The organism is Actinomadura sp. (assembly GCF_044508335.1).
In the GTDB taxonomy this organism is placed as follows: domain Bacteria; phylum Actinomycetota; class Actinomycetes; order Streptosporangiales; family Streptosporangiaceae; genus Spirillospora.
The window spans coordinates 13,089-35,056 of the sequence record NZ_JBIQHY010000054.1; the positions used below are offsets into that span (position 1 = coordinate 13,089).

At 76.0% G+C, this 21,968-nt stretch carries 19 protein-coding genes; 14 read left to right on the plus strand and 5 right to left on the minus strand.

Going from position 1 to position 21,968, the window contains the following annotated elements; genetic code table 11:
- Positions 1 to 73 precede the first annotated feature (73 nt).
- Both ACIWVC_RS19215 and ACIWVC_RS19220 read left to right on the plus strand, forming a co-directional pair.
- Positions 74 to 1,612: an aldehyde dehydrogenase family protein gene (locus tag ACIWVC_RS19215; protein WP_396454399.1), complete on the plus strand. Its 1,539-nt coding sequence runs from the start codon at positions 74 to 76 to the stop codon at positions 1,610 to 1,612.
- 10 nt (positions 1,613 to 1,622) lie between these two features.
- A complete protein-coding gene (locus ACIWVC_RS19220; RefSeq protein WP_396449784.1) occupies positions 1,623 to 2,765 on the plus strand; it encodes an NAD(P)/FAD-dependent oxidoreductase in 1,143 nt (380 codons plus the stop codon).
- A 17-nt stretch (positions 2,766 to 2,782) separates the two neighbouring features.
- Here the strand turns inward: ACIWVC_RS19220 and ACIWVC_RS19225 are convergent, their stop codons facing one another.
- Positions 2,783 to 3,709, minus strand: coding sequence for a LysR family transcriptional regulator (locus tag ACIWVC_RS19225; protein WP_396449783.1), 927 nt, complete (start codon positions 3,707 to 3,709; stop codon positions 2,783 to 2,785).
- Positions 3,710 to 3,770: 61 nt separating this feature from the next.
- On the minus strand, positions 3,771 to 5,828 hold the full coding sequence (paaZ, locus tag ACIWVC_RS19230) for a phenylacetic acid degradation bifunctional protein PaaZ (protein WP_396449782.1): 2,058 nt from the start codon (positions 5,826 to 5,828) through the stop codon (positions 3,771 to 3,773).
- A 208-nt stretch (positions 5,829 to 6,036) separates the two neighbouring features.
- Here paaZ and mgrA point away from each other — a divergent pair, with 208 nt between their 5' ends.
- Together mgrA and ACIWVC_RS19240 are read left to right on the plus strand one after the other, a co-directional pair.
- The gene (mgrA, locus tag ACIWVC_RS19235) at positions 6,037 to 7,062 is read left to right on the plus strand and encodes an L-glyceraldehyde 3-phosphate reductase (protein ID WP_396449781.1); all 1,026 of its coding nucleotides are present in this window, start codon (positions 6,037 to 6,039) and stop codon (positions 7,060 to 7,062) included.
- A gap of 42 nt (positions 7,063 to 7,104) precedes the next feature.
- Entirely contained in the window at positions 7,105 to 7,452 is a 348-nt protein-coding gene (locus ACIWVC_RS19240) for a DUF6343 family protein (RefSeq protein WP_396449780.1), read from the plus strand.
- 3 nt (positions 7,453 to 7,455) lie between these two features.
- Here the strand turns inward: ACIWVC_RS19240 and ACIWVC_RS19245 are convergent, their stop codons facing one another.
- A complete protein-coding gene (locus ACIWVC_RS19245; RefSeq protein WP_396449779.1) occupies positions 7,456 to 8,355 on the minus strand; it encodes a helix-turn-helix transcriptional regulator in 900 nt (299 codons plus the stop codon).
- 120 nt (positions 8,356 to 8,475) lie between these two features.
- Between ACIWVC_RS19245 and ACIWVC_RS19250 the strand changes: the two genes are divergently transcribed.
- Positions 8,476 to 9,945, plus strand: a complete 1,470-nt coding sequence (locus ACIWVC_RS19250) for an MFS transporter (RefSeq protein WP_396449778.1) — start codon at positions 8,476 to 8,478, stop codon at positions 9,943 to 9,945.
- Between the two features lie 47 nt (positions 9,946 to 9,992).
- Here ACIWVC_RS19250 and ACIWVC_RS19255 read toward each other — a convergent pair whose 3' ends face one another.
- Entirely contained in the window at positions 9,993 to 10,856 is an 864-nt protein-coding gene (locus ACIWVC_RS19255; RefSeq protein WP_396454400.1) for a glycosyltransferase family 2 protein, read from the minus strand.
- Positions 10,857 to 10,863: 7 nt separating this feature from the next.
- Entirely contained in the window at positions 10,864 to 11,751 is an 888-nt protein-coding gene (locus tag ACIWVC_RS19260) for a glycosyltransferase family 2 protein (protein ID WP_396449777.1), read from the minus strand.
- Between the two features lie 221 nt (positions 11,752 to 11,972).
- Here ACIWVC_RS19260 and ACIWVC_RS19265 point away from each other — a divergent pair, with 221 nt between their 5' ends.
- From ACIWVC_RS19265 to ACIWVC_RS19305, 9 genes are read left to right on the plus strand one after another with little or no spacing between them, the layout of a single operon-like run.
- Complete coding sequence (locus tag ACIWVC_RS19265) at positions 11,973 to 13,610, plus strand: carbamoyltransferase (RefSeq protein ID WP_396449776.1); 1,638 nt, start codon at positions 11,973 to 11,975, stop codon at positions 13,608 to 13,610.
- On the plus strand, positions 13,607 to 15,109 hold the full coding sequence (locus ACIWVC_RS19270; protein WP_396454401.1) for an HAD-IIIA family hydrolase: 1,503 nt from the start codon (positions 13,607 to 13,609) through the stop codon (positions 15,107 to 15,109). Before ACIWVC_RS19265 ends, ACIWVC_RS19270 begins: the two co-directional genes overlap by 4 nt.
- On the plus strand, positions 15,106 to 16,113 hold the full coding sequence (locus ACIWVC_RS19275) for a glycosyltransferase family 9 protein (protein WP_396449774.1): 1,008 nt from the start codon (positions 15,106 to 15,108) through the stop codon (positions 16,111 to 16,113). Before ACIWVC_RS19270 ends, ACIWVC_RS19275 begins: the two co-directional genes overlap by 4 nt.
- Entirely contained in the window at positions 16,110 to 17,105 is a 996-nt protein-coding gene (locus tag ACIWVC_RS19280; RefSeq protein WP_396449773.1) for a glycosyltransferase family 4 protein, read from the plus strand. Before ACIWVC_RS19275 ends, ACIWVC_RS19280 begins: the two co-directional genes overlap by 4 nt.
- Positions 17,102 to 18,340 (plus strand): glycosyltransferase, encoded by a 1,239-nt coding sequence (locus ACIWVC_RS19285; RefSeq protein ID WP_396454402.1) that lies wholly within the window; start codon positions 17,102 to 17,104, stop codon positions 18,338 to 18,340. The genes ACIWVC_RS19280 and ACIWVC_RS19285 overlap by 4 nt, the downstream gene beginning before the upstream one ends.
- Positions 18,337 to 18,936, plus strand: coding sequence for an SIS domain-containing protein (locus tag ACIWVC_RS19290; protein ID WP_396449771.1), 600 nt, complete (start codon positions 18,337 to 18,339; stop codon positions 18,934 to 18,936). Before ACIWVC_RS19285 ends, ACIWVC_RS19290 begins: the two co-directional genes overlap by 4 nt.
- Positions 18,933 to 20,339: a D-glycero-beta-D-manno-heptose 1-phosphate adenylyltransferase gene (rfaE2, locus tag ACIWVC_RS19295; protein ID WP_396454403.1), complete on the plus strand. Its 1,407-nt coding sequence runs from the start codon at positions 18,933 to 18,935 to the stop codon at positions 20,337 to 20,339. The genes ACIWVC_RS19290 and rfaE2 overlap by 4 nt, the downstream gene beginning before the upstream one ends.
- A complete protein-coding gene (locus ACIWVC_RS19300; RefSeq protein WP_396452772.1) occupies positions 20,336 to 21,013 on the plus strand; it encodes an SDR family oxidoreductase in 678 nt (225 codons plus the stop codon). Before rfaE2 ends, ACIWVC_RS19300 begins: the two co-directional genes overlap by 4 nt.
- Positions 21,004 to 21,963 carry a glycosyltransferase family 9 protein gene (locus tag ACIWVC_RS19305; RefSeq protein WP_396452774.1) on the plus strand — a complete coding sequence of 320 codons (960 nt, stop codon included), beginning with the start codon at positions 21,004 to 21,006 and terminating at the stop codon, positions 21,961 to 21,963. The genes ACIWVC_RS19300 and ACIWVC_RS19305 overlap by 10 nt, the downstream gene beginning before the upstream one ends.
- Positions 21,964 to 21,968 lie beyond the last annotated feature (5 nt).

The window sequence follows — 21,968 nt, forward strand, 5'->3', positions numbered from 1 at the left end:
TTGGGCTGGCGGTAAGGAAGCCGTGCTCTGCCCGGCCTTGGCTCGGGCGCCGCGGTCCGTTCACGCTGGAAGCGTGCTCTCCTCCGTCATCGGCGGCGCCCGGATACCGGCGGGGCCGCGCTCGTACCGTTCCACCGACCCGTCCCGCACGTCCGAGACGGTCGCCGAGGTCTCCCTGGCGGACGCCGGCGGCTTCGCCGACGCCTGCCGGGCCGCGCGCACCGCGCAGGACGCCTGGCGGGACGTGCCGCCGCCCGTCCGCGGGCAGGCCGTGGCCGCGCTCGGCCGGCTAGTGGAGGCGAACAAGGCGGCGCTGGCCCGCGTCGTGACCCGCGAGGTCGGCAAGCCGTACGCCGAGGCGCTCGGCGAGGTCCAGGAGATCGCCGACACCTGCGCGTTCTTCCTCGGCGAGGGGCGGCGGCTGTACGGGCGCACCGTCCCGTCGGAGATGCCGGACAAGCAGCTGTTCACGTTCCGCGACCCGGTCGGCGTCGTCGCCGTCATCACCGCGGGGAACTTCCCGGTCGCCGTGCCGTCCTGGTACATCGTCCCGGCGCTGCTGTGCGGGAACGCGGTGGTGTGGAAGCCGGCGGAGTACGCGGCCGCGTGCGCCGAGGCGTTCTACGAGCTGTTCGCGCACGCCGGGCTGCCGGGCGGCGTCCTCAACGTCGTGTACGCCGACGGAGCAGAGACGTTCCGGGGCCTGGAGCGGGCCCTGGGCGAGGGGCTCGTCGACAAGGTCGGCTTCACCGGCTCCACCGAGGTCGGGTCGCGGATCGGCGAGCTGTGCGGGCGCCACCTCCAGACGCCCTGCCTGGAGCTCGGCGGCAAGAACCCGATGGTCGTCACCGAGGACGCCGACCTGCCGCTGGCCGTCGGGGGCGCGCTGTTCTCCGGGTTCGGAACGGCCGGGCAGCGCTGCACGTCCCTCGGCACCGCGATCGTACACGAGGAGGTGCACGGGGAGTTCGTGCGGCTGCTGGACGAGGCGGCGCGGGCGGCGGTCGTCGGCGACCCGGCGGGCGACGTGCTGTACGGGCCGATGATCAGCGAGCGGTTCGCCGGCGGCTTCGAGAAGGCGCTCGGCTGGATCGGGCCGGGCCACACCGTGCACGGCTCGACCGGGACCGGGCGGATCACCGCGGCGAACCCGCGCGAGGGGTTCACCGGCGACGCCGAGGCCGGGCTGTACTACCACCCGGTGATCGTGGACGGGGTGGCCCCCGGCGACGAGCTGTTCATGAACGAGACGTTCGGCCCGGTCATCGGCGTGGCCCGGTACCGGGCGCTCGACGAGGCGATCGCGCTCGCCAACGCGCCCGGATACGGCCTCTCCGCGTCCATCTACACCACCGACCCGGCGAAGGTGTTCGCGTTCCGGCGGCGGATCTCGGCCGGGATGGTGAGCGTGAACAACTCCACGTCCGGCGCGGAGGCGCACCTGCCGTTCGGCGGCAACGGGCGGTCGGGCAACGGCAGCCGCCAGTCGGGGGTGTGGGTGCTGGACCAGTTCACCCGCTGGCAGTCGATGAACTGGGACTACTCGGGGAGGCTGCAGAAGGCGCAGATGGACGTCCTGGAGATCGAGCCCGACCTCGGCTTCCGACTCTAGGCCCGCCGTGGTGACCGAGGCGGAGGTCGTCATCGTCGGCGGCGGCGTCATGGGCACGAGCATCGCGTTCCACCTCGCGGAGGCCGGCGTGCGGGGCGTGGTCCTCATCGAGCGGGACGAACTGGGGTCCGGCTCGACGTGCAAGGCGGCGGGCGGGGTGCGGGCGCAGTTCTCCGACGAGGTGAACATCCGGCTCGGCGCCCGCAGCCTGGAGGCGTTCGCCCGGTTCGGCGAGCGTCCCGGCCAGGAGATCGACCTGCACCGGGTCGGGTACCTGTTCCTGCTGTCGCGGCCGGAGGACGTCGCGTCGTTCGAGCGGAGCGTCGCGCTGCAGAACGAGCTGGGCGTGCCCAGCCGGATGGTCTCCGCGGCCGAGGCCCGCCGGCTCTCCCCGCTGATCAGCGCGGACGGGCTGCTGGCCGCCGCGTTCTCCCCCGACGACGGGCACTGCACGCCCGAGTCGGTCGTCCTCGGATACGCGACCGGCGCGCGGCGGCACGGCGCGGAGATCGTCACGCACTGCGAGGTCCTCGGCATCGAGGCGGGCGGCGGCGAGATCACGGCGGTCGAGACGTCCAAGGGCCGCGTCGCGACGTCCGCGGTCGTCTGCGCGGCCGGGGCCTGGTCCGCGGCGGTCGGCGCGATGGCGGGCGTCGACCTGCCGGTGCGGCCGCTGCGCCGCCAGATCGTGTTCACCGAGCCGATGCCCGGCCTGCCGCGCCCCGTGCCGATGACGATCGACTTCACCTCGTCGTTCTACTTCCACGCGGAGGGCGAGGGGCTGATGCTCGGCATGTCCGACCCGGAGGAGACGCCGGGATTCTCCCTGGAGATGTCCGACGCGTGGCTGCCCCGGCTCACCGAGGCGATCGCCGCCCGCGCGCCGCGGCTCCTGGACGTCGGGCTGACCGGCGGATGGGCGGGCCTCTACGAGGTCACCCCGGACCACAACGCGCTCATCGGCGAGGACCGGCGCGTGTCCCGGTTCCTGTACGCGACGGGCTTCTCCGGCCACGGGTTCCTGCAGGGGCCGGCCGTCGGCGAGGCGGTCCGCGACCTGTACCTCGGGCGCGAGCCGTCCATCGGCATCGGCCCGCTGCACGCCGCGCGGTTCGCCGGCGACCGCCTCCGCCCGGAGATCAACCGGGTCTGACGCGGCGGCCGCCGCGCTCACGGGCCGGCGGCTCCCCCGATCTCCGCCTGCACGCAGCGGGCGACCTCGGTCAGCCCCCGCATGGCGTCCTTGACCAGCGGGTTCGTGTTGGTGGTGCGGCGCAGCACGGTGACGTGCCGGCGCGGGTCGAGCCCGCCGAGCCGCACCGTCCGCAGGCCGGGCGCCGGCACGCAGCCGAGCGCCGGGACGAGCGCGATGCCGAGGCCGCAGCCGACGAGCCCGCACACCACCGCGTAGTCGTTGCTGCGGAAGGCGATGTTGGGCGTGAACCCGGCCGTGCCGCACAGCCGCAGCAGCGCCTGCGCGCCGCTGCTCTCCGGCCGGCTCGCGATCCACGTCTCGGACCGCAGGTCGCGCAGCCGGACGGTGCCGCCGCCGGACAGCGGGTGCTCCTCGGGCATGCACAGCACGAGGTGCTCGTCCATCACGGGCGTCTCGATGATCTGGTCGGGCCAGCCGCGGGGGAACAGGTCGTACCGGTAGACGAGCTGGAGGTCGAGGTCGCCGTCGAGGAGCTCGGGCAGCAGCTCGTCCGGCTCCCCCTCCGACAGCGTGATCTCGATTCCGGGCCGGACCCGGGACAGCTCCGCCAGCACCCGCGGCAGGATGCGGGAGCTGGCGGTCGGGAAGCTGCCCAGCTGCAGCGCGCCGCGCTCGCCGCTGGCGACGGCGCGCAGCTCGCGCTCCAGCGTGTCCAGCGCCGACAGCACGTCGTTGCCCTTGCTGACCAGGAGGAACGCGGCGCTGGTCGGCCGGACGCTGCGCGCCCGGCGCTCGAACAGCACCAGGCCGCACGCGCGCTCCAGCGCGGCGACCTGCTGGGACACGGCGGACGCGGTGTACCCGAGGTTGCGGGCGGCGTCCGCGAACGACCCGGTGCGGACCACCTCGCGGACCGTCTGGATGTGCAGGGGACTGATCATGGGCGCACCCCGTTCGGCTCCGTGTGCGCGTCTCCCCCGCAGACGCCTCCCTCTACATGGTCTAGTCGTGCCTCGGCCTCTTGGCCACCAGCGTCAGCACGTCGTACTTGGCGACCGAGGCGCCCTCCTGGTTGGTGACGTCGGTGTCCCAGCGCACCTCGCCGTAGCCGGCGCCCTCGCGCGGGGTGATCTGCTTGGCGGTGAGGGTGACGGTCAGCTCGTCGCCCGGCTTGACGGGGGTGAGGAACCGCAGCCGCTCCAGCCCGTAGTTCGCCAGGACCGGGCCGGGGGACGGCTCCACGAACAGCCCGGCCGCGAACGACACGACGAGGTAGCCGTGCGCGACGCGGCCGCCGAAGAACGGGTTCGCCTCGGCGGCCTCCTCGTCCATGTGGGCGTAGAAGGTGTCGCCGGTGAACTCGGCGAAGTGCTCGATGTCGCCGAGGGTGACGGTGCGGGGGCCGCCGACGGCGGTGTCGCCGACGCGCAGGTCCTCCAGGTGCTTGCGGAACGGGTGCTCGTCGGTGACGGTCCGGTCGGTGCCGGGGACCCAGCGCCCGGTGATCGAGGTGAGCATCGCGGGCCCGGACTGGACGGCGGTGCGCCGCATGTGGTGCACGACCCCGCGGATCCCGCCCATCTCCTCGCCGCCGCCCGCGCGGCCGGGGCCGCCGTGGACGAGCGGCGGCAGCGGGGACCCGTGCCCGGTGGACTCCTTCGCGTCCTCGGCGTTCAGCACGAGCAGGCGCCCGTGCCAGGGCGCGGTGCCGAGGACCACCTCCCGCGCGAACTCCGCGTCGGCGGTGACGACCGACCCGGCGAGGCTGCCGCGTCCCCGCGCCGCCAGCTCCACCGCCTCCTCGGCGCCCTCGTACGGCAGCAGCGTGCTGACCGGGCCGAAGGCCTCCACCTCGTGCGGCTCGGCGCGGGCGGCGTCGGCGGCGCGCAGCAGCACCGGGGAGAGGAACGCGCCGCGCTCGGCGTCCGCGCCGGCGACCTCGACGTGCTCGGGGTCGCCGAAGACGACGCGGCCGGCGTCCATGAGCGCCTTCAGGGAGCGCCGCACCTCCTCGCGCTGGCCGAGGGTGGCGAGGGCGCCCATCCGCACGTCCGGGTCCGCCGGGTTCCCGACCGTGACCTCCGCCAGCCGGTCGCGGACGGCCTCGGCGACGTCGTCCATCAGCGCGGCCGGGACGAGCGCGCGGCGGATCGCGGTGCACTTCTGCCCGGCCTTCACGGTCATCTCCTGGACGAGCTGCCCGACGTAGAGGTCGAACTCGCTCGTGCCGGGCACGGCGTCCGGCCCGAGGATCGAGCAGTTCAGCGAGTCGGCCTCGGCGTTGAACCGCACCGCGTTGCCCACGATCGCCGGGTGCGTGCGCAGCAGCCGCGCCGTGGACGCCGACCCGGTGAACCCGACGACGTCCTGTTCGGTGAGGTGGTCGAGCAGGTCGCGCGGCTTGCCGCAGACCATCTGCACGGTGCCCTCGGGCAGGATGCCCGACTCGACGATCAGCTCGACCAGCCGGGCGGTCAGGTAGGCGGTCTGGCTCGCCGGCTTGATCAGGCTCGGCACCCCGGCGAGGAACGCGGGCGCCAGCTTCTCCAGCGGCCCCCACACCGGGAAGTTGAACGCGTTGATCTGCACCGCGACGCCCCGCGACGGCGTGCACAGGTGCTGCCCGACGAACGTCCCGCCCTTGCCGAGCGGCTCGACGTCGCCCTCGATCAGCACCCGGTCGTTCGGCAGCTCGCGCTTCCCCTTGCTCGCATAGCCGAACAGGACCCCGATGCCGCCGTCCACGTCGAACCTCGCGTCGTTCAGCGTCGCGCCCGTCCGCGCCGACAGGGCGTACAGCTCGTCCCGGTGCTCCCTCAGATGGGAGGCGAGCGCCTTGAGCAGGGACGCGCGCTGGTGGAACGTCAGCTCCCGCAGCACCGGGCCGCCGACCGATCTCCCGTACCGGAGCGCGGCGCCCATGTCGACGCCGGACGACGAGATCCGGGCGATCTCCTCCCCCGTGACGGCGTCGTGCAAAGGCTCGCCCTCGTCGTCCGGAGCACGCCATGAACCCGACACATAACTGCGCAGCACGACCACCGGGACCTCCTCGTCCATATCTCCTGAGTCTTCTTGCCACCTTCGAGCTTCGTTCACGCCTCGCAGAGATGACAGCCGGGACGGGTTCCGTTTGTGTACTCGTGGACGGTTTAGCGCGAATCAGAGGAACAACTCTTGTGGATATGTTCCCCGGCTCACCGCGCTGCCGGGCGTGCTGCCGCGCATCCGGCGCGGCGCGCCGGGCGCGGCTGAAATACTCGTGACCATGACCTATGTTGCGGACGGTGAGCGGTACGAGCGGATCCCCTACCGGCGGTGCGGGCGCAGCGGCCTGCGGCTCCCGGCGATCTCGCTGGGGCTGTGGCACAACTTCGGCGACGACCGCCCGCTGGACGTCCAGCGGGCGATCCTGCGGCGCGCGTTCGACCTCGGCGTGACGCACTTCGACCTGGCGAACAACTACGGGCCGCCGTACGGCTCCGCTGAGATCAACTTCGGCCGGATCCTGCGGGAGGACCTCGCGCCCTACCGGGACGAGATCATCATCTCCACCAAGGCCGGATACGACATGTGGCCCGGCCCCTACGGGGAGTGGGGGTCGCGCAAGTACCTGCTGGCGAGCCTCGACCAGTCGCTGCGCCGGATGGGCGTCGACTACGTCGACATCTTCTACAGCCACCGGTTCGACCCGGAGACGCCGCTGGAGGAGACGATGGGCGCGCTGGACCGGGCCGTCCGGTCCGGGAAGGCGCTGTACGCGGGGATCTCGTCGTACTCCCCCGAGCGGACGGCCGAGGCGGCGGCGATCCTGCGGGAGATGGGGACGCCGCTGCTGATCCACCAGCCGTCCTACTCGATGCTCAACCGCTGGATCGAGGGCGGGCTGCTGGACACGCTCGGCCGCGAGGGCGTCGGCTGCATCGCGTTCTCGCCGCTGGCGCAGGGGATGCTGACCGACAAGTACCTGGACGGGATCCCGGAGGGGTCGCGGGCGAGCAAGGGCACGTCCTTCTCCTCCGGCCTGCTGACCGAGGAGAACCTGCGGCACGTCCGGACGCTGAACGAGATCGCCAAGGGGCGCGGGCAGACGCTCGCGCAGATGGCGCTGGCCTGGTCGCTGCGGGACGGGCGGGTCACCTCCGCGCTGATCGGCGCCAGCAGCGTCGCGCAGCTGGAGGAGAACCTCGCGGCCCTGGACCGGCTCGACTTCACCGCGGACGAGCTGGCCGCCATCGACCGGGACGCCGTCGAGGCGGGCATCAACATCTGGGCGGCCTCCAGCGCGCACTGATCGGCTACGCATCGACCGGGCGCGACCGGGCACGACCAGCACATGGAAGAGGACCCCAGGGGCTCCCCGGACCGGCGGGACCCCGACCGGCGCGACCCCGAGGGCCGCGAACCGGAGCCGTACGGCCCGGAGTTCCTCGGCCCGGGCTCGCGCGGGCCCTACCGGCACGAGCAGCCGCGCGGCAGCGAGCCGCTGAACGCCCGCAGCCCGCTGCGGCTGCGGGCCGTGCTGTCCGGGATCGCGCTGGTCGTCTCCGTCGGCGCCGCGATCGTGTTCGCGGTCGGGGCGCAGGGCGACGACGGGGCGTGGGCGGCGGCCGGCATCTGCGCGGCCGTCGCCGTCATCGCCGCGATCGACCTCGTCGTGATCGCGCGGCGCGCCCGCACCTGAGCCTCAGTGGCGGTGGTCCGCGGCGGCGGCCTCCGGGTGGGCGAGCAGCCAGTCGATCCGCTCGCGGCTCTCCTCGTCGATGGGCGTGTAGGTGACCATCCGGGCGCCCGGCGCGGCGCTGACCTCCAGGTGCATGGTCCGGGTCCGGATCTCACCGGCGGCGTGGTGCCGGAAGATCTTGATGCTCGCCCCCGGCAGCGCGACGTCGTGGGAAGCCCACAGCCGCGCGAACTCCGGGCTCACTTCCTGCAGCCGCCGGACGAGGATCTTCCAGCCCGGCTCGTCCAGGTGCCGGCTGTAGCGGTGCCGGAACGCGGCGACGAGCCCGGGCGCCGTCTCGGTGAGGTTCGCGACCGGGTTGCAGCACGGCGGCAGCGTGAACGCCATCCACATCGTGTTCCGCTCGCACGGCCGGACGACCGTGAGCTGGGGGAGGATCGCGGCGTAGGCGGCGTTCCAGGCGAGGACGTCGCACCGGCCGTTGGTGACCGACGCGGGCATGGGGCTGAGCGCGTCCAGCACGATCTGGACGTCCTCGGGCAGGTTGTCGGCCTCCTCCGCCACCGCGGTGTCGGGGACGTCGGCGAGCCGGTACAGGTGCTCGCGCTCGGCGCCGTCCAGCCGCAGCGTGCGCGCCACCGCGTCCAGCACCTGCGTGCTCGCGTTGATGGGACGGCCCTGCTCCAGCCACGTGTACCAGGTCACGCCGACCCCGGCGAGCTGCGCGACCTCCTCCCGCCGCAGGCCCGGCGTGCGGCGCCGCGGCCCCGGCGGCATCCCCACGTCGTCGGGCGTGATCCGCTCGCGCCTGCTGCGCAGGAACGCCGCCAGCTCGGTGCGCCGGCGCGGCCCCGTCCCGTTCCGGGCCGGGCGCCCGGACGCGGTGGTCTCTGCACTGGTCATCGTCACGTCTCCCAGCCTGCATCCCGCGGGCGGCGCCCACCAGGCGTCTGCCAGGTGCTGTCAGTACCAGTATCGACAGGCTCTCGTTACGGGTACCGGCGTCGCCGCACGCTCGTACACATGACACAGACAACCGATCTGCGCGGGATTGTTCCCGGACAGGGGTCGCGGAGCGGACCCGGCGGCCTGCTGCTGGCCGTCGTCCTTCTCGGCCAGTTCATGGGGGTTCTCGACGCCAGCATCGTCAACGTCGCGCTCCCGACGATGCGGGCGGACCTGCAGGCCTCGGGGGCCGGGCTGCAGCTCGTCGTCGCCGGATACATCATCTCCTACGCCGTCCTGCTGATCACCGGGGCGCGGCTCGGCGCCCTCGCGGGGCACCGCCGCCTGTACCACCTCGGCCTCGCCGCGTTCACGGCGGCGTCGCTGGCGTGCGGGCTGGCGCCGTCCACCGGCGCGCTGGTGGCGTTCCGCTTCCTGCAGGGCGCCGCGGCCGCGCTGCTCACCCCGCAGGTCATGTCCATGATCCAGCGGAACTTCACCGGCGCGGCCCGGGCCCGCGCGCTGAGCCTCTACTCGGCCGTCACCGCGGGCGCCGTCGTGGTCGGCCAGGCGGCCGGGGGGCTGCTGGTCAGCGCCGACCTGTTCGGCACCGGATGGCGGACGGTCTTCCTCGTCAACGTGCCGATCGGGATCGCGCTGCTGATCGCGGGGCCGCGCGTGCTGCCCCGCGACGAGGACGTGCCCGGCCTCCGGAACCTCCGCGCGCAGCTGGACCTGCCAGGGCTGCTGACGCTCGCCGCCGCGGTGCTGCTGTTCGTCGTCCCGCTGATCATGGGCCACGAGCTGGGCTGGCCGGCGTGGGGATGGGCGTCGCTCGCCGCGAGCGCCGTATTCTTCGCCGCGTTCGCCGCCGTGGAGCGCCGCGTGGCCGCCGCGGGCGGGAAGCCGCTGATCTCGGTGCGGGTGCTGCGCGCGCCGCTGCTCGTGCCGGCCTGCGTCGCGATCCTGTTCGGTCCGTGCAGCTGGGCGGCGTTCCTGTTCACCACCACCCTGCACCTGCAGGGCGACCTGCGGATGTCGCCCCTGGAGTCGGGGCTGGCGTTCGTGCCGTGCGTGGCGGCCTTCGCGCTGGTCGGGCTGAGCTGGCAGCGGCTGCCCGCGCGCTGGCACCGGCGGCTGATCCCCGCCGGGTTCGCGATCGCCGCGGCCGGCTACCTGTGCGTCGGCCCGCTCGCGGGCGGCGGCGCGGCCTACGAGGCGCTCACCGCCGTCATCGGGTTCGGCCTCGGGGTGATGCCGATCATCATGACGACCGCGCTGCGGCACGTCCCCGCCGAGGACGCCGCCGACGCCAGCGGGCTGCTGCTCACGCTGATGCAGCTGGCCCAGGTGATCGGCATCGCCACCGCCGGCACGCTGTTCCTCTCCCTCGCCGAGTCCGGCGGCTCGACCCGGCACGCCGAGTACGGCACCGGATGGGCGCTGGCCGCCGCGACGCTGGTGGGCGCGCTGTGCGCGCTGTCCCTGGCCCGCGACCGGGCGGCCGCCGGGCGGGCGGCCCGCGACCGGGTGCCGGCGCGCGGGTGACCGGCCGGCGGGTCACCCGCGCGGCCGCACCGGTCACCGCCGCCGGCTCAGTACGCGGCGAGCCGCGCCCGCGCCTCCTCGACCGCGGGCGGGAGGCGGCGGCGGGCGCGGGCGACGGACGGCAGGGCGCGGGCCGCGGCGGCCAGGCCGGCGCGGCCGTCCCTGCTGGTGAGCGCGGACGCGGCGGCGCGGGCGACGGCCGGGAGCGGGTGGCGCAGCCACGCGGTGAGCAGCCGGTTGCGGACCTCCCGGCGCCGCCGCCCGGCCGGGTCACGGCCCGCCCTGGACGGATGGTGGTGGACGACGAGCTCCGGCACGTAGGCGAGGCCCCACCCGGCGGCGGCCAGGTCGAGCGCGAGCAGCTCCTCCTCCCCCGCGAAGTGCAGGACGTCGGAGAAGCCGCCGACGCCGAGGAAGGCGTCCCGGCGCACGACGGCCGAGCAGGCGAGGAAGCCGAGGACGGCCGGCCCCGGAGACCCTTCGGGCCGGCCGAGCGGCGAGCCGGCCATCTGCGCGGAGACCGGTTCGAGCCGCTCCTCCTCGCCGATGAGGACGCGGGCCGCGAGCAGCGCCGTGCGAGGGTGGGCGTCGAGGATCTCCACGGCCCGCTCCAGCGCGCCGGGCGCCCACCAGGAGTCGTCGTCGGCGAAGGCGATGTAGCGAGTGGCGGCGCGCTCGGCGCCGGCGTTGCGGGCTGCGGCGCCCCGGTTGCGGGGCAGCCGCAGGACGGTGGCGCCGGCCGCTTCGGCGACGGCGGCGGTGCCGTCGGCGGAGGCGTTGTCGGCCACGATGACCGGCGCCTCGTGGCGGCGGAGGCTGCGGCGCAGCTCCGGGGCGCGGTCGCGGGTCGCCACCACGACCGTCACGTCGGGGGTCGCGTCGGGGGTCGCGTCGGGGGTCGCGTCGGGCATCGGTTCCTCAGCTCACGTAGCGGCGGGCCGTCGATTCCCGCTGGGCCGTCTCCAGGGTGCGCAGCCGCTCCTCGACGTCCGGCGGCAGCGGGCGGCGCTCCCGCGCCACCCAGGCAAGCCCGGCGGCGGCCTCGGCCAGCGCGCCCGCGGTGACGCGGTCGCGCGGCAGCGTGCGCAGCAGCCCGGCGGTGCGGCGCACCGCGACCGGAAGCGGGCGGCGCAGCCAGGTGAACCACAGCGTGTTGCGTATGCCGTGCCTGCGCCGCAGGTGCGGGTCGCGGAGGCGGGACGGCTCGTGGTGGACCACGGCGTCCTCGGCGTAGCAGAGGTGCCAGCCGAGCGCCATGAGGTCGGCGCCGAGCAGCTCCTCCTCGCCGCCGAGCCACAGCCGCGGGGAGAAGCCGCCCGCCTCGCGGAACGCCTCCGCCCTGACCATGGAGGCCCCGGCCAGGAACGAGCCGAGCGCGGGGCCGGGCAGCCACGGCGGTCCCGGAACGGGCGAGTGCCGCAGCTCGGGGACGATCGGGTCCTCGCGCCCGCCGGGCTCCACCAGGATCCGCCCGGTGACGACCGCGAGGCGCGGGTGCGCGTCGAGCAGGTCGGCGGCGCGCGACGGCGCGTCCGGGTCCCACCAGGTGTCGTCGTCGCAGAACGCGACGTACGGGGTGCGGACGTGGTCGACCGCGAGATTGCGGCCGACGGCGCCGAGATTGCCCGGCGCCCGGATCAGCCGCACTTCCGGGAATCCGGCCGCGACCGCGTCGGCGGTGCCGTCCCGCGAGTCGTTGTCCACCACGATGACCGGGGCGTCCTCGGCCAGTTTCCGCGCGTGCGCGAGGCCGGCGAGCAGGGACCGGCGCCTGTCCCGGGTGATGACGACGACGGTGAAGCGCATGAACCCGCAGGTACCCGGCTTCCCGCCCGCCATGTGCACGGAGCCCGCGCGACCTGCTGGTTCCTCCAGCGGCGACTTTCCGGACTTGAGCGTTTAGGTCCACCGCTATCGGCAATGCCGAATCACCTACAGGGGATTCGCTCCCGGCGAGAACGCCAGAGCCGATGTCTAAGACGACGTCATCGGCACGCCATCGAACGCTGCGCCGAAACGGGGCCGACATGCGCGTGCTCGGAATCAACGCCGTCTTCCACGACCCGGCCGCCGCGCTCGTCGCGGAGGGAAGGGTCGTCGCGGCCGCGGAGGAGGAACGCTTCAGCCGCCGCAAGCACGGCAAGCGGCCGGTCGCCTTCTCCGGATGGGAACTGCCGGAGCGGGCCGCCCGCTGGTGCCTGGAGGAGGCCGGGCTGGAGCCCGGCGACCTCGACGCCGTCGCCTACTCCTACGACCCGTCGCTCGTCGAGCCCGGGCTCGGCGGGCACGACGGCGAGTGGGAGCGGCTGCGCACCCTGTACGCGCGGCGCGCACCGAACTTCCTAGCGACGGCGCTGCCCGGCCTCGACCCGGGCATCGTCCGGTTCGTCCCGCACCACGTGGCGCACGCCGCGTCCGCCGCGCTCGCGGCGCCCGCGCCCGGCGACGGGGACGTGCTGGTCCTGGACGGCCGCGGCGAGTCCCAATCGCACCTGGCGGGGACGTACGAGGACGGCGTGCTGACGCCGCTGCGCGCCCAGCGCCTCCCGCACTCGCTCGGCCTCATGTACGAGGAGCTCACCGAGCACCTCGGCTTCCTGCGCTCCAGCGACGAGTACAAGGTCATGGCGCTCGCGTCCTACGGGGAGCCGCGTTTCCTGGACGAGCTGCGCGAGCACGTCCGCGCGACCGGCGACGGCGGGTTCGCGGTCGCCGGCATCGACTGGGGCTCGCTCGCCAAGGCCCGCGGGCCGGACGGCGAGTGGACCCGCGACCACGCCGACCTCGCCGCCAGCGTCCAGGCCCGCCTCGAAGAGGTGCTGCTGGACCTGGCGGCCTGGCTGCACGGCGAGACCGGCTCCCGCCGGCTGATGCTCGCCGGCGGCGTCGCGCTCAACTGCGTCGCCAACTCCCGGCTGGCCGAGGACGGGCCCTACGGCGACATCTGGGTGCAGCCTGCGGCGGGCGACGCCGGCACCGCGCTCGGCGCCGCGCTCCACGCGGCCCAGGGGGCCGGGGACCCGCTCACCGGCATGCCCGGCGCGGACCTCGGCCGCCGGTGGGACGACCGGGAGATCGCCGCGCGGCTCGACACCGCCGAGATCCCCTACGAGCGGCCGGACGACCTGGCCGCCACCGTCGCCGAGGCGCTCGCCCGCAACGAGATCGTCGCGTGGTTCCAGGGCCGCTCGGAGTTCGGGCCGCGCGCTCTCGGGCACCGCTCCCTGCTCGCCCACCCCGGCCACGCCGGCAACGTCGAGCGGCTCAACGACGTCAAGGGCCGCGAGCAGTTCCGGCCGATCGCGCCGATGGTCGAGCTGGAGCGCGCCGCCGAGATCTTCGAGGGCCCGCTCCCGAGCCCGTACATGCTGTTCGTCCACCGCGTCCGGCCGGAGTGGCGCGCGCGGATCCCGGCCGTCGTGCACGTGGACGGCACCGCCCGCATCCAGACGGTGTCGGCGGACGACGAACCGCTCGTGGCGCGCCTGCTCGAGGAGTTCCGCCACCGGACCGGGGTGCCCGTCGTCGTCAACACCAGCCTGAACACCGCCGGCCGCCCGATGGCCGACGACCCGCGCGACGCGCTGGAGTGCTTCGGCTCGGCGCCGGTCGACCTGCTCGCCATCGGGCCGTACGTGGTCCGCCGCCGGGAGGTGCACGGTTGAACGGCTGCACCGTCGTCATCCCCACCGTCGGCCGGGAGAGCCTGCGCGTCACGCTGCACGCGCTGCTCACCGCGATCGACCGCGCCCCCGGCGCCGGGCCGCGCGAGATCATCGTCGTGGACGACCGCCCTGTGCCCGGTGCGCCGCTGCCGCTGCCGCCCTCGGCCGGGCCGGAGATCCGCGTGATCAGGTCCGGGGGCCGCGGGCCCGCCGCCGCGCGCAACGCCGGCTGGCGCGCCGCCGCGACCGAATGGGTGGCGTTCCTGGACGACGACGTCGTACCCGAGCCCGGCTGGCCCGCCCGGCTCGCCGCCGACCTGGCGGGCCTGCCGCCCTCGGTCGCCGGGACGCAGGGCCGCGTCACCGTCCCGCTGCCGGCCGGCCGGCCGCCGACGGACTGGGAGCGCAGCACCGCCGGGCTCGCGAGCGCGGACTGGATCACCGCCGACATGGCCTACCGGCGCGGCGTCCTCGCCGAACTGGGCGGCTTCGACGAGCGGTTCCGCCGCGCCTACCGCGAGGACGCCGACCTGGCGCTGCGGGTGCTGAACGCCGGGCACGGCCTCGTCCTCGGCGACCGGCGCATCACGCACCCCGTCCGGCCCGCCGGGTTCTGGACGTCGGTGCGGGCGCAGGCCGGCAACGCCGACGACGTCCTCATGCGGCACGTGCACGGGGCGTCCTGGCGGGCCCGCGCCGGCGAGGGCCGCGGCCTGCTCGGCCGGCACGCGCTCACGACCGCGGCGGGGCTCCTCGCGCTCGCGGCCGCGCCGAAGAGCCGCGCCGCCGCCGCGGCCGCGGGCGGCGCGTGGGCCGCGCTCACCGCGCGGTTCGCCTACGAGCGCATCCGGCCGGGCCCGGGGACGCCGGGCGAGGTGACCGCGATGCTGGTCACCAGCGCCGCCATCCCGCCCGCCGCGGTCTGGCACCGGCTCCGCGGCCTCGCCGCCCACCGGCGGGCGCGGAGCCGGGGCGGGCCGCGCGCCGTGCTGTTCGACCGGGACGACACCCTGATCAGGGACGTCCCCTACAACGGGGACCCGGCGCGGGTCGAGCCGATGCCGGGCGCGCGCCGCGCCCTGGACCGGCTGCGCCGGCACGGCGTCCGGATCGGCGTCGTGTCCAACCAGTCCGGCGTCGCCAAGGGCCTCATCGCCGCCGGGGACGTGCGGCGCGTCAACGCCCGCGTCGAGGAGCTGCTCGGCCGGATCGACGTGTGGGAGTTCTGCCCGCACGACGACGGCGACGGCTGCGCGTGCCGCAAGCCGGAGCCCGGCATGATCGAGCGGGCCGCCGAGCGGCTCGGGGTGCCGCCCGCCGACTGCGCCGTCATCGGCGACGCCGGCGGCGACATCGAGGCCGCGGCGGCGGCCGGCGCGCGCGGCATCCTCGTGCCGACCGGGCGGACCCGGCCGGCGGAGATCGCGCGGGCGGCGGAGACGGCGCCGACGCTGGACGCCGCCGTCGATCTGGTCCTCGGCGGAAGGCGGCGTCCATGAGAGTCCTCGTCGCACGCCAGGACAACATCGGCGACGTGCTGCTCGCCGGCCCCGCCGTGCGGGCGGTCGCCGCCCGCGCCGACGAGGTCGTGCTGCTGTGCGGGCCGCGCGGCCGCGCCGCCGCCGACATGCTGCCCGGCGTGGACCGCGTCGTCGAGTGGTGCGCCCCCTGGATCGACCCCGACCACGTGGCCGTCGAGAAGGCCGCGGTCGACCGGGTCGTCCGGGAGCTGCGCGGCTTCGACCGCGCGCTGATCCTCACCTCGTTCCACCAGTCGCCGCTGCCGCTCGCGCTGCTGCTCCGGCTCGCCGGGACGCCGTGGATCGGCGGCATCTGCGAGGACTACCCCGGATCGCTGCTCGACCTGCGGCACCCCGACACCGACGTTCCCGAGCCGCTGCGGATGCTCGCGCTGGCGGAGGACGCCGGGTTCCCCTCCCCCGCCGACACGCGGCTGCGGGTCCGGGAACCGCTGCCCGACACCGACCACCTCACCGGCGGGCCCGCCTACGTGGTGGTGCACCCGGGGACGTCCGTGCCCGCGCGCGCCTGGCCGCCGGAGCGCTGCGCGGAGGCCGTCCGGCTGCTGCGAGCGGCCGGGCACCGGGTGGTCGTCACCGGCCACGGCGACGAGAAGGAGCTGACCGCGTTCGTCGCCGGCGAGGACGGCCTCGACCTCGGCGGGCGCACCTCCCTGCCGGAGCTGGCGTCCGTGCTGGCGGGCGCCTCCGCCGTCGTCGCCGGCAACACCGGTCCCGCGCACCTCGCGGCGGCCGTGGACACCCCGGTCGTGTCGCTGTTCGCGCCGACCGTGCCCGCCGCCCGGTGGGCGCCGTTCGGGGTGCCGCTGGCGCTGCTCGGCGACCAGCAGGCGCCGTGCAAGGACAGCCGCGCCCGCGAATGCCCGGTCGACGGGCACCCGTGCCTGGCGTCCGTCAGCGCCGACGAGGTCGCCGCGGCCGTGGAGATCCTGGCGTCGGTGGAGGAGGTCCCCACCCGATGAGAGTCCTGATGTGGCACGTGCACGGCTCGTGGGCGACGTCGTTCGTTCACGGCGCGCAGACCACGCTCGTCCCCGTCGTCCCCGGCCGCGGGCCGGACGGCAGGGGGCGGCCCGACACCTTCACCTGGCCCGACCGGGCGGTCGAGGTGCCGCCAGAGCGGCTCCGCCACGAGGACGTGGACGTCGTCGTCCTGCAGCGCCCCCGCGAGCTGCGGCTGGCCGAGGAATGGCTCGGGCGGCGGCCCGGACGCGACGTCCCCGCCGTCTACGTCGAGCACGACACGCCGCGCCGGACCCCGTCCGACGCGGGGCTCCCCGAGGAGGTCGTGCCCGACAGCCGGCACTTCCTGCACGACCGCTCCGACATCCCGGTCGTGCACGTCACCCACTTCAACCGGCTGTTCTGGAACTGCGGCCGCGCGCCGACCACCGTCATCGAGCACGGCGTCGCCGACCCCGGCTACCGGTACACCGCCGAGATGCCCCGCGCCGGCGTCGTCGTCAACGACCCGCTGCGCCGCGGCCGCGTCGCCGGCACCGACCTGCTCGCCGAGCTGGCGGCGGCCGTCCCCCTCGACCTGTTCGGCATGAACGTCGCCGGCGCGCCCGAGCGCCTCGGCATTCCCCCCGAGTCCCTCTGGACCTTCGAGGACCTGCCGCAGGCGAGGATGCACGAGGAGCTCGCCCGCCGCCGCGTCTACGTCCACCCCTACCGGTGGACCTCGCTCGGCCTCGCGCTGATCGAGGCCATGATGCTCGGCCTGCCGGTGGTGGCGCTCGCCACCACCGAGGCGGTCGAGGCGGTGCCGCCCGAGGCGGGGGTGCTGTCCACGCGCGTCGCCGCGCTGGCCGGCGCCGCGCGCACCCTGGCCGCCGACCCGCTGCGCGCGCGCCAGATGGGCAAGGAGGCGCGTGCCCACGCCGTCGACCGGTACGGCCTGGCGCGCTTCCTGCGCGACTGGCGGCGAACTCTCCAGGAGGTAACGCGATGAGAATTGCCATGATCTCCGAGCACGCCAGCCCCCTCGCCGCCAAGGCGGGCCCCGCGGAGAAGGGCCTGGGCGGGGCGGACGGCGGCGGGCAGAACGTGTTCGTCGCGGAACTGGCCGCCGAGCTCGGCCGCCGGGGCGACTACGTCACCGTCTACACGCGGCGGGACGCCCCCGCCCTGCCCGGCCGGGTGCGGCTCGCGCCCGGCGTGACCGTCGAGCACGTCCCGGCGGGCCCGCCCGAGCACATCGCCAAGGACGCCCTGCTGCCCTGGATGCACGACTTCGGGACGTACCTGGAGCGGCGCTGGGCCGCCGACCCGCCCGACGTCGCGCACGCCCACTTCTGGATGAGCGGCCTCGCCGCGATCCAGGCCGCGCAGCCCGCCGGGGCGCGGCGCGTGCCGGTCGTGCAGACCTACCACGCGCTCGGCACCGTCAAGCGCCGCCACCAGGGCGCCAAGGACACCAGCCCCGCCTCGCGGGTCCGGCTGGAGCGCGCGATCGGGCGCGGCGCCGACGCCGTCATCGCCACCTGCTCCGACGAGGTCGCCGAGCTCGCCGCGATGGGCGTCCCCGGCGACCGCGTCCGGGTGGTGCCGTGCGGGGTCGACCTGGGCCTGTTCACCCCGGACGGCCGCGCCGCCGGCCGCGGGGACGGCGGCCCGCACCGCATCGTGGCGCTGTCCCGGCTCGTCGAGCGCAAGGGCGTCGACACCGCCATCCGCGCGCTCGCGCACCTGCCGGGCGCCGAACTGGCCGTCGCCGGCGGGCCGCCGCGCGGCGCCCTGGACGCCGACCCCGAGGTGCGCAGGCTCCGCCGGGTCGCGCGGGACGCCGGCGTCGCCGGGCGCGTGGAGTTCCTCGGCCGGGTCGGCCGCGCCGAGGTGCCGCCGCTGCTGCGCTCGGCGAGCGTCGTCGTCACGCTCCCCTGGTACGAGCCGTTCGGCATGGTCCCGCTCGAGGCCATGGCCTGCGGCGTGCCCGTGGTGGCGAGCGCCGTCGGCGGGCACCTCGACACCGTCCTGGACGGCGTCACCGGCGCGCTCGTCCCGCCGCGCGACCCCGAGGCCGCGGCCGGCGCGATCCGGGCGCTGCTCGCCGACCCGGCGAAGCGGGCCGCGATGGGGCGGGCGGCGGGCGACCGGGCCCGCGAACGCTACTCGTGGGCGCGGGTCGCCGCCGCCACCGCCGAGGTCTACCGGCACGCCGCCGCGCTGGGCGAGGTGGCCGCATGACCGCGCAGACCGGCGTCGGCACCCGGACCTCCACCGTCCACGACGCGCGGCTGGAGGCGCTCGCCGAGGCGGCGCTCCGGTTCCGCGACCAGATCCCCACCATCGAGACCTGGGGCCGCCGCCTCGCCCGCGTGCTGCGCGGCGGGGGCCGGCTGCTCGTCTGCGGCAACGGCGGCAGCGCCGCCGAGGCCCAGCACCTGACCGCCGAGCTCGTCGGCCGGTTCGAGAGCGAGCGGTGCCCGCTGTCGGCGATCCCGCTGCACGGCGACACCTCCTCGGTCACCGCGATCGGCAACGACTACGGCCCGGTCAACGTCTTCGAGCGGCAGGTGCAGGCGCACGGCCGCCCCGGCGACGTGCTGGTGTGCCTGTCGACCAGCGGCCGCAGCCCCAATGTGGTCGCGGCGGCGCACCGCGCCCGGCGGCTCGGGCTCTCGGCCTGGGCGGTCACCGGGCCGGGCCCGAACCCGCTCGCGGCGGCGTGCGACGACGCGATCACCGTGGACGCCGTGTCCGCCTCGACCGTCCAGGAGATCCACCTCGCCGCGATCCACCTGCTGTGCGGGGTGGTCGACGAAGCGCTGGGAGCGTCATGACCGCGCCGCTCGTCGTGGTCGGCGACGTCCTGCTCGACATCGACATCGTCGGCACCAGCAGCCGGCTGTGCCCGGACGCGCCCGTCCCCGTCGTGGAGCAGGCCGAGGAGCGGCCCCGCCCCGGCGGCGCGGGCCTCGCGGCGCTGCTCGCGGCGGCCGCCGGACGCGAGGTCGTGCTGGTCACCGCGCTCGCCGACGACGAGCCGGGCCGGCGGCTGCGCGCGATGCTGGAGAAGCACCTGGAGGTCGCCGCGTTCCACCTGCACGGCCGCACTCCCTGCAAGCTGCGCATCCGCTCCGGAGGACAGTCGGTGGCGCGCCTGGACGCCGGGGAAGGGCAGGCCCTCGACGGGCCCGTCGGTCCGCGCGTCACCGACGCGATCGCCGGGGCCGGCGCCGTTCTGGTCTCCGACTACGGCCGCGGCGTCGCCCGGCACCGCGCCGTCCGGTCCCTGCTCGGGGAGCTGCCCGCGAGCGCGCCCGTCGTGTGGGACCCGCATCCGCGCGGTGAGCCGCCCGTCCCCGGGGTCCGGCTGCTCACCCCGAACGAGCAGGAGGCCGCCCGGCTCGCCGCCGCCGGCGGCGCCGACATCAGCGGGTTCGGGCTGTCGGCCGCCGGGCGGCGCGGCCGGCACCTCGGCCGCGCCTGGGGCATCGACGGCGTCGCGGTCACGCTCGGGGCGGAGGGCGCGCTGCTGTGCGACGGGTCCGGCGCGCCGTTCCTCGCGCCCGCCGAGCCGGCGCGGGGCGACTCGTGCGGCGCCGGCGACGGCTTCGCCGCCGCGGCGGCCGGCGCGCTCGCCGACGGCGCGGCGCTGACCGCGGCCGTCACCGAGGGCGTCCGCCGGGCGTCGGAGTTCGTCCGCGCCGGGGCCGCCGCCGCGCTGTCGGCGCAGCTCGCCGAGACGGGCTCGGCCCGGCTCGTGCCCGAGCGCGGCGAGGACGCCTGGGACGTCGTCGAGCGGACCCGGCGCGCGGGCGGCACGGTCGTGGCGACCGGCGGCTGCTTCGACCTGCTGCACGCCGGGCACGTCAGCCTGCTGCAGCAGGCGCGGCGGCTCGGCGACTGCCTGATCGTGTGCGTCAACTCCGACGCGTCCGTCCGGCGGCGCAAGGGGCCGGGCCGCCCGGTGACGCCCGCCGCCGACCGCGTCCGGGTGCTGGAGGCGCTCAGCGACGTCGACGCCGCGGTGGTGTTCGACGACGACACCCCGGAGCCGCTGCTGGAGCGGCTGCGCCCGGACGTGTGGGTGAAGGGCGCCGACTACGCCGGGGCCGAGCTGCCCGAGGCCGGGACGGTCCGGGCGCACGGCGGCGAGATCGTCCTGCTGCCCCTGCTGGAAGGGCGCTCCACCACGCGCCTGCTCTCGACCACGCAGACCACGAAGGGAAGTGCGTCATGAACGTCCTCATCACCGGCGGCGCCTCAGGGCTCGGCGCGGCCGTCGCGCGCAGGGTCGCCGCCGACGGCGGCCGGCCCCTCGTCCTGGACCGGCACCCGCCGAAGGACAACTTCGAGCACATGCAGGCCGACCTGGCCGACCGGCGGTGCGCCGAACGCGCCGTGCACGGCCTGGCGCGCGCCGCGGGCGGGCTGAACGCCGTCGTCACCGCCGCCGGCATCGACGCCTGCGGGACGCTCTGCGACGTCCCCGCCGAGGACTGGGAGCGGGTCGTGCAGGTGAACCTGCTCGGCACCGCCGCCGTCGTCCGCGCCGCGCTCCCCTACCTGGAGAACGAGCCGCACGGGCGGGTCGTGACCGTCGCGTCCACGCTGGGGTTCCGCGCGCTGAGCGACGCGACCGCGTACTGCGCGTCCAAGTTCGGGGTCGTCGGGTTCACCCGCGCGCTCGCCGCCGAGATGGCGGGGCGGGTCGGCGTCACGATGATCGTGCCGGGCGGGATGGACACCGCGTTCTTCGACGACCGCCCCGACCGGTACAAGCCAGAGGCGGACGCCAAGCTGAACCGGCCCGAGGACGTCGCGGCGACCGTCGCGTTCGCGCTCGCGCAGCCGGCCGGCTGCGAGGTGCGGGAACTCGTCGTCTGCCCCTCCGCAGAGCCGTCGTGGCCGTGACCGCCCCCGGCGGTCCGGCACCCCGCGTCCTGGTGCTGCGGGCGCTGGGGCTCGGGGACCTGCTGACCGCCGTCCCGGCGCTGCGGGCGCTGCGGCGCGGCATGCCGGGCGCGCGGATCGCGCTGGCCGCGCCGGCGGTGCTGGAGCCGCTGGCCCGCGCGACCGGCGCGGTCGACGAGGTCCTCCCGGCGGACGGGCTGGACGCTCCGCCACCGGCCGCCGGGCCGGTGGACGCGGCCGTCAACCTGCACGGCTCCGGGCCGCGGAGCCACCGGCTCCTGGCGGCCCTGGCGCCGGGCCGGCTGCTGGCGTTCGCCTGCCCGGACGCGCCGCACTCCGGCGGGCCGGAGTGGGACCCGGGCGAGCACGAGGTGGCGCGCTGGTGCCGCCTCACCGGCTTCTACGGGTTCGCCGCCGACCCGGCCGACCTGGACCTGCCGGCCCCGGCGGCCGAGCCGCCCGCGCGGGGCGCCGTGGTCGTCCACCCGGGGGCGGCGTTCCCGGCGCGCCGCTGGCCCGCCGAGCGGTTCGCGGCGGTCGCGGCGGCGCTGCGGGACCGCGGCGAGCGCGTCGTCGTCACCGGCGGGCCCGGCGAGACGCCCCTCGCCCGCCGCGTCGTGGAGCTCGCCGGGCTGGACCCGGCCGCCGACCTCTCCGGCCGCACTCCCCTGCCCGAGCTGGCCGCGCTCGTCGCGGCGGCCCGGCTGGTGGTGTGCGGCGACACCGGCGTCGCGCACCTCGCGACCGCCTTCCGCACACCGTCGGTGCTGCTGTTCGGCCCGACGCCGCCCGGCCGGTGGGGACCGCCCGACCGCGCCGAGCACCGCGTCCTGTGGGCGGGCCGCCGCGGCGACCCGCACGGGCGCGAGCCCTGCCCCGGCCTGCTGGAGATCTCCGCGGACCAGGCCGTCGAGGCCGCCGGGGCGGTGCTCACCCATGAGAACCGATGAGGGGG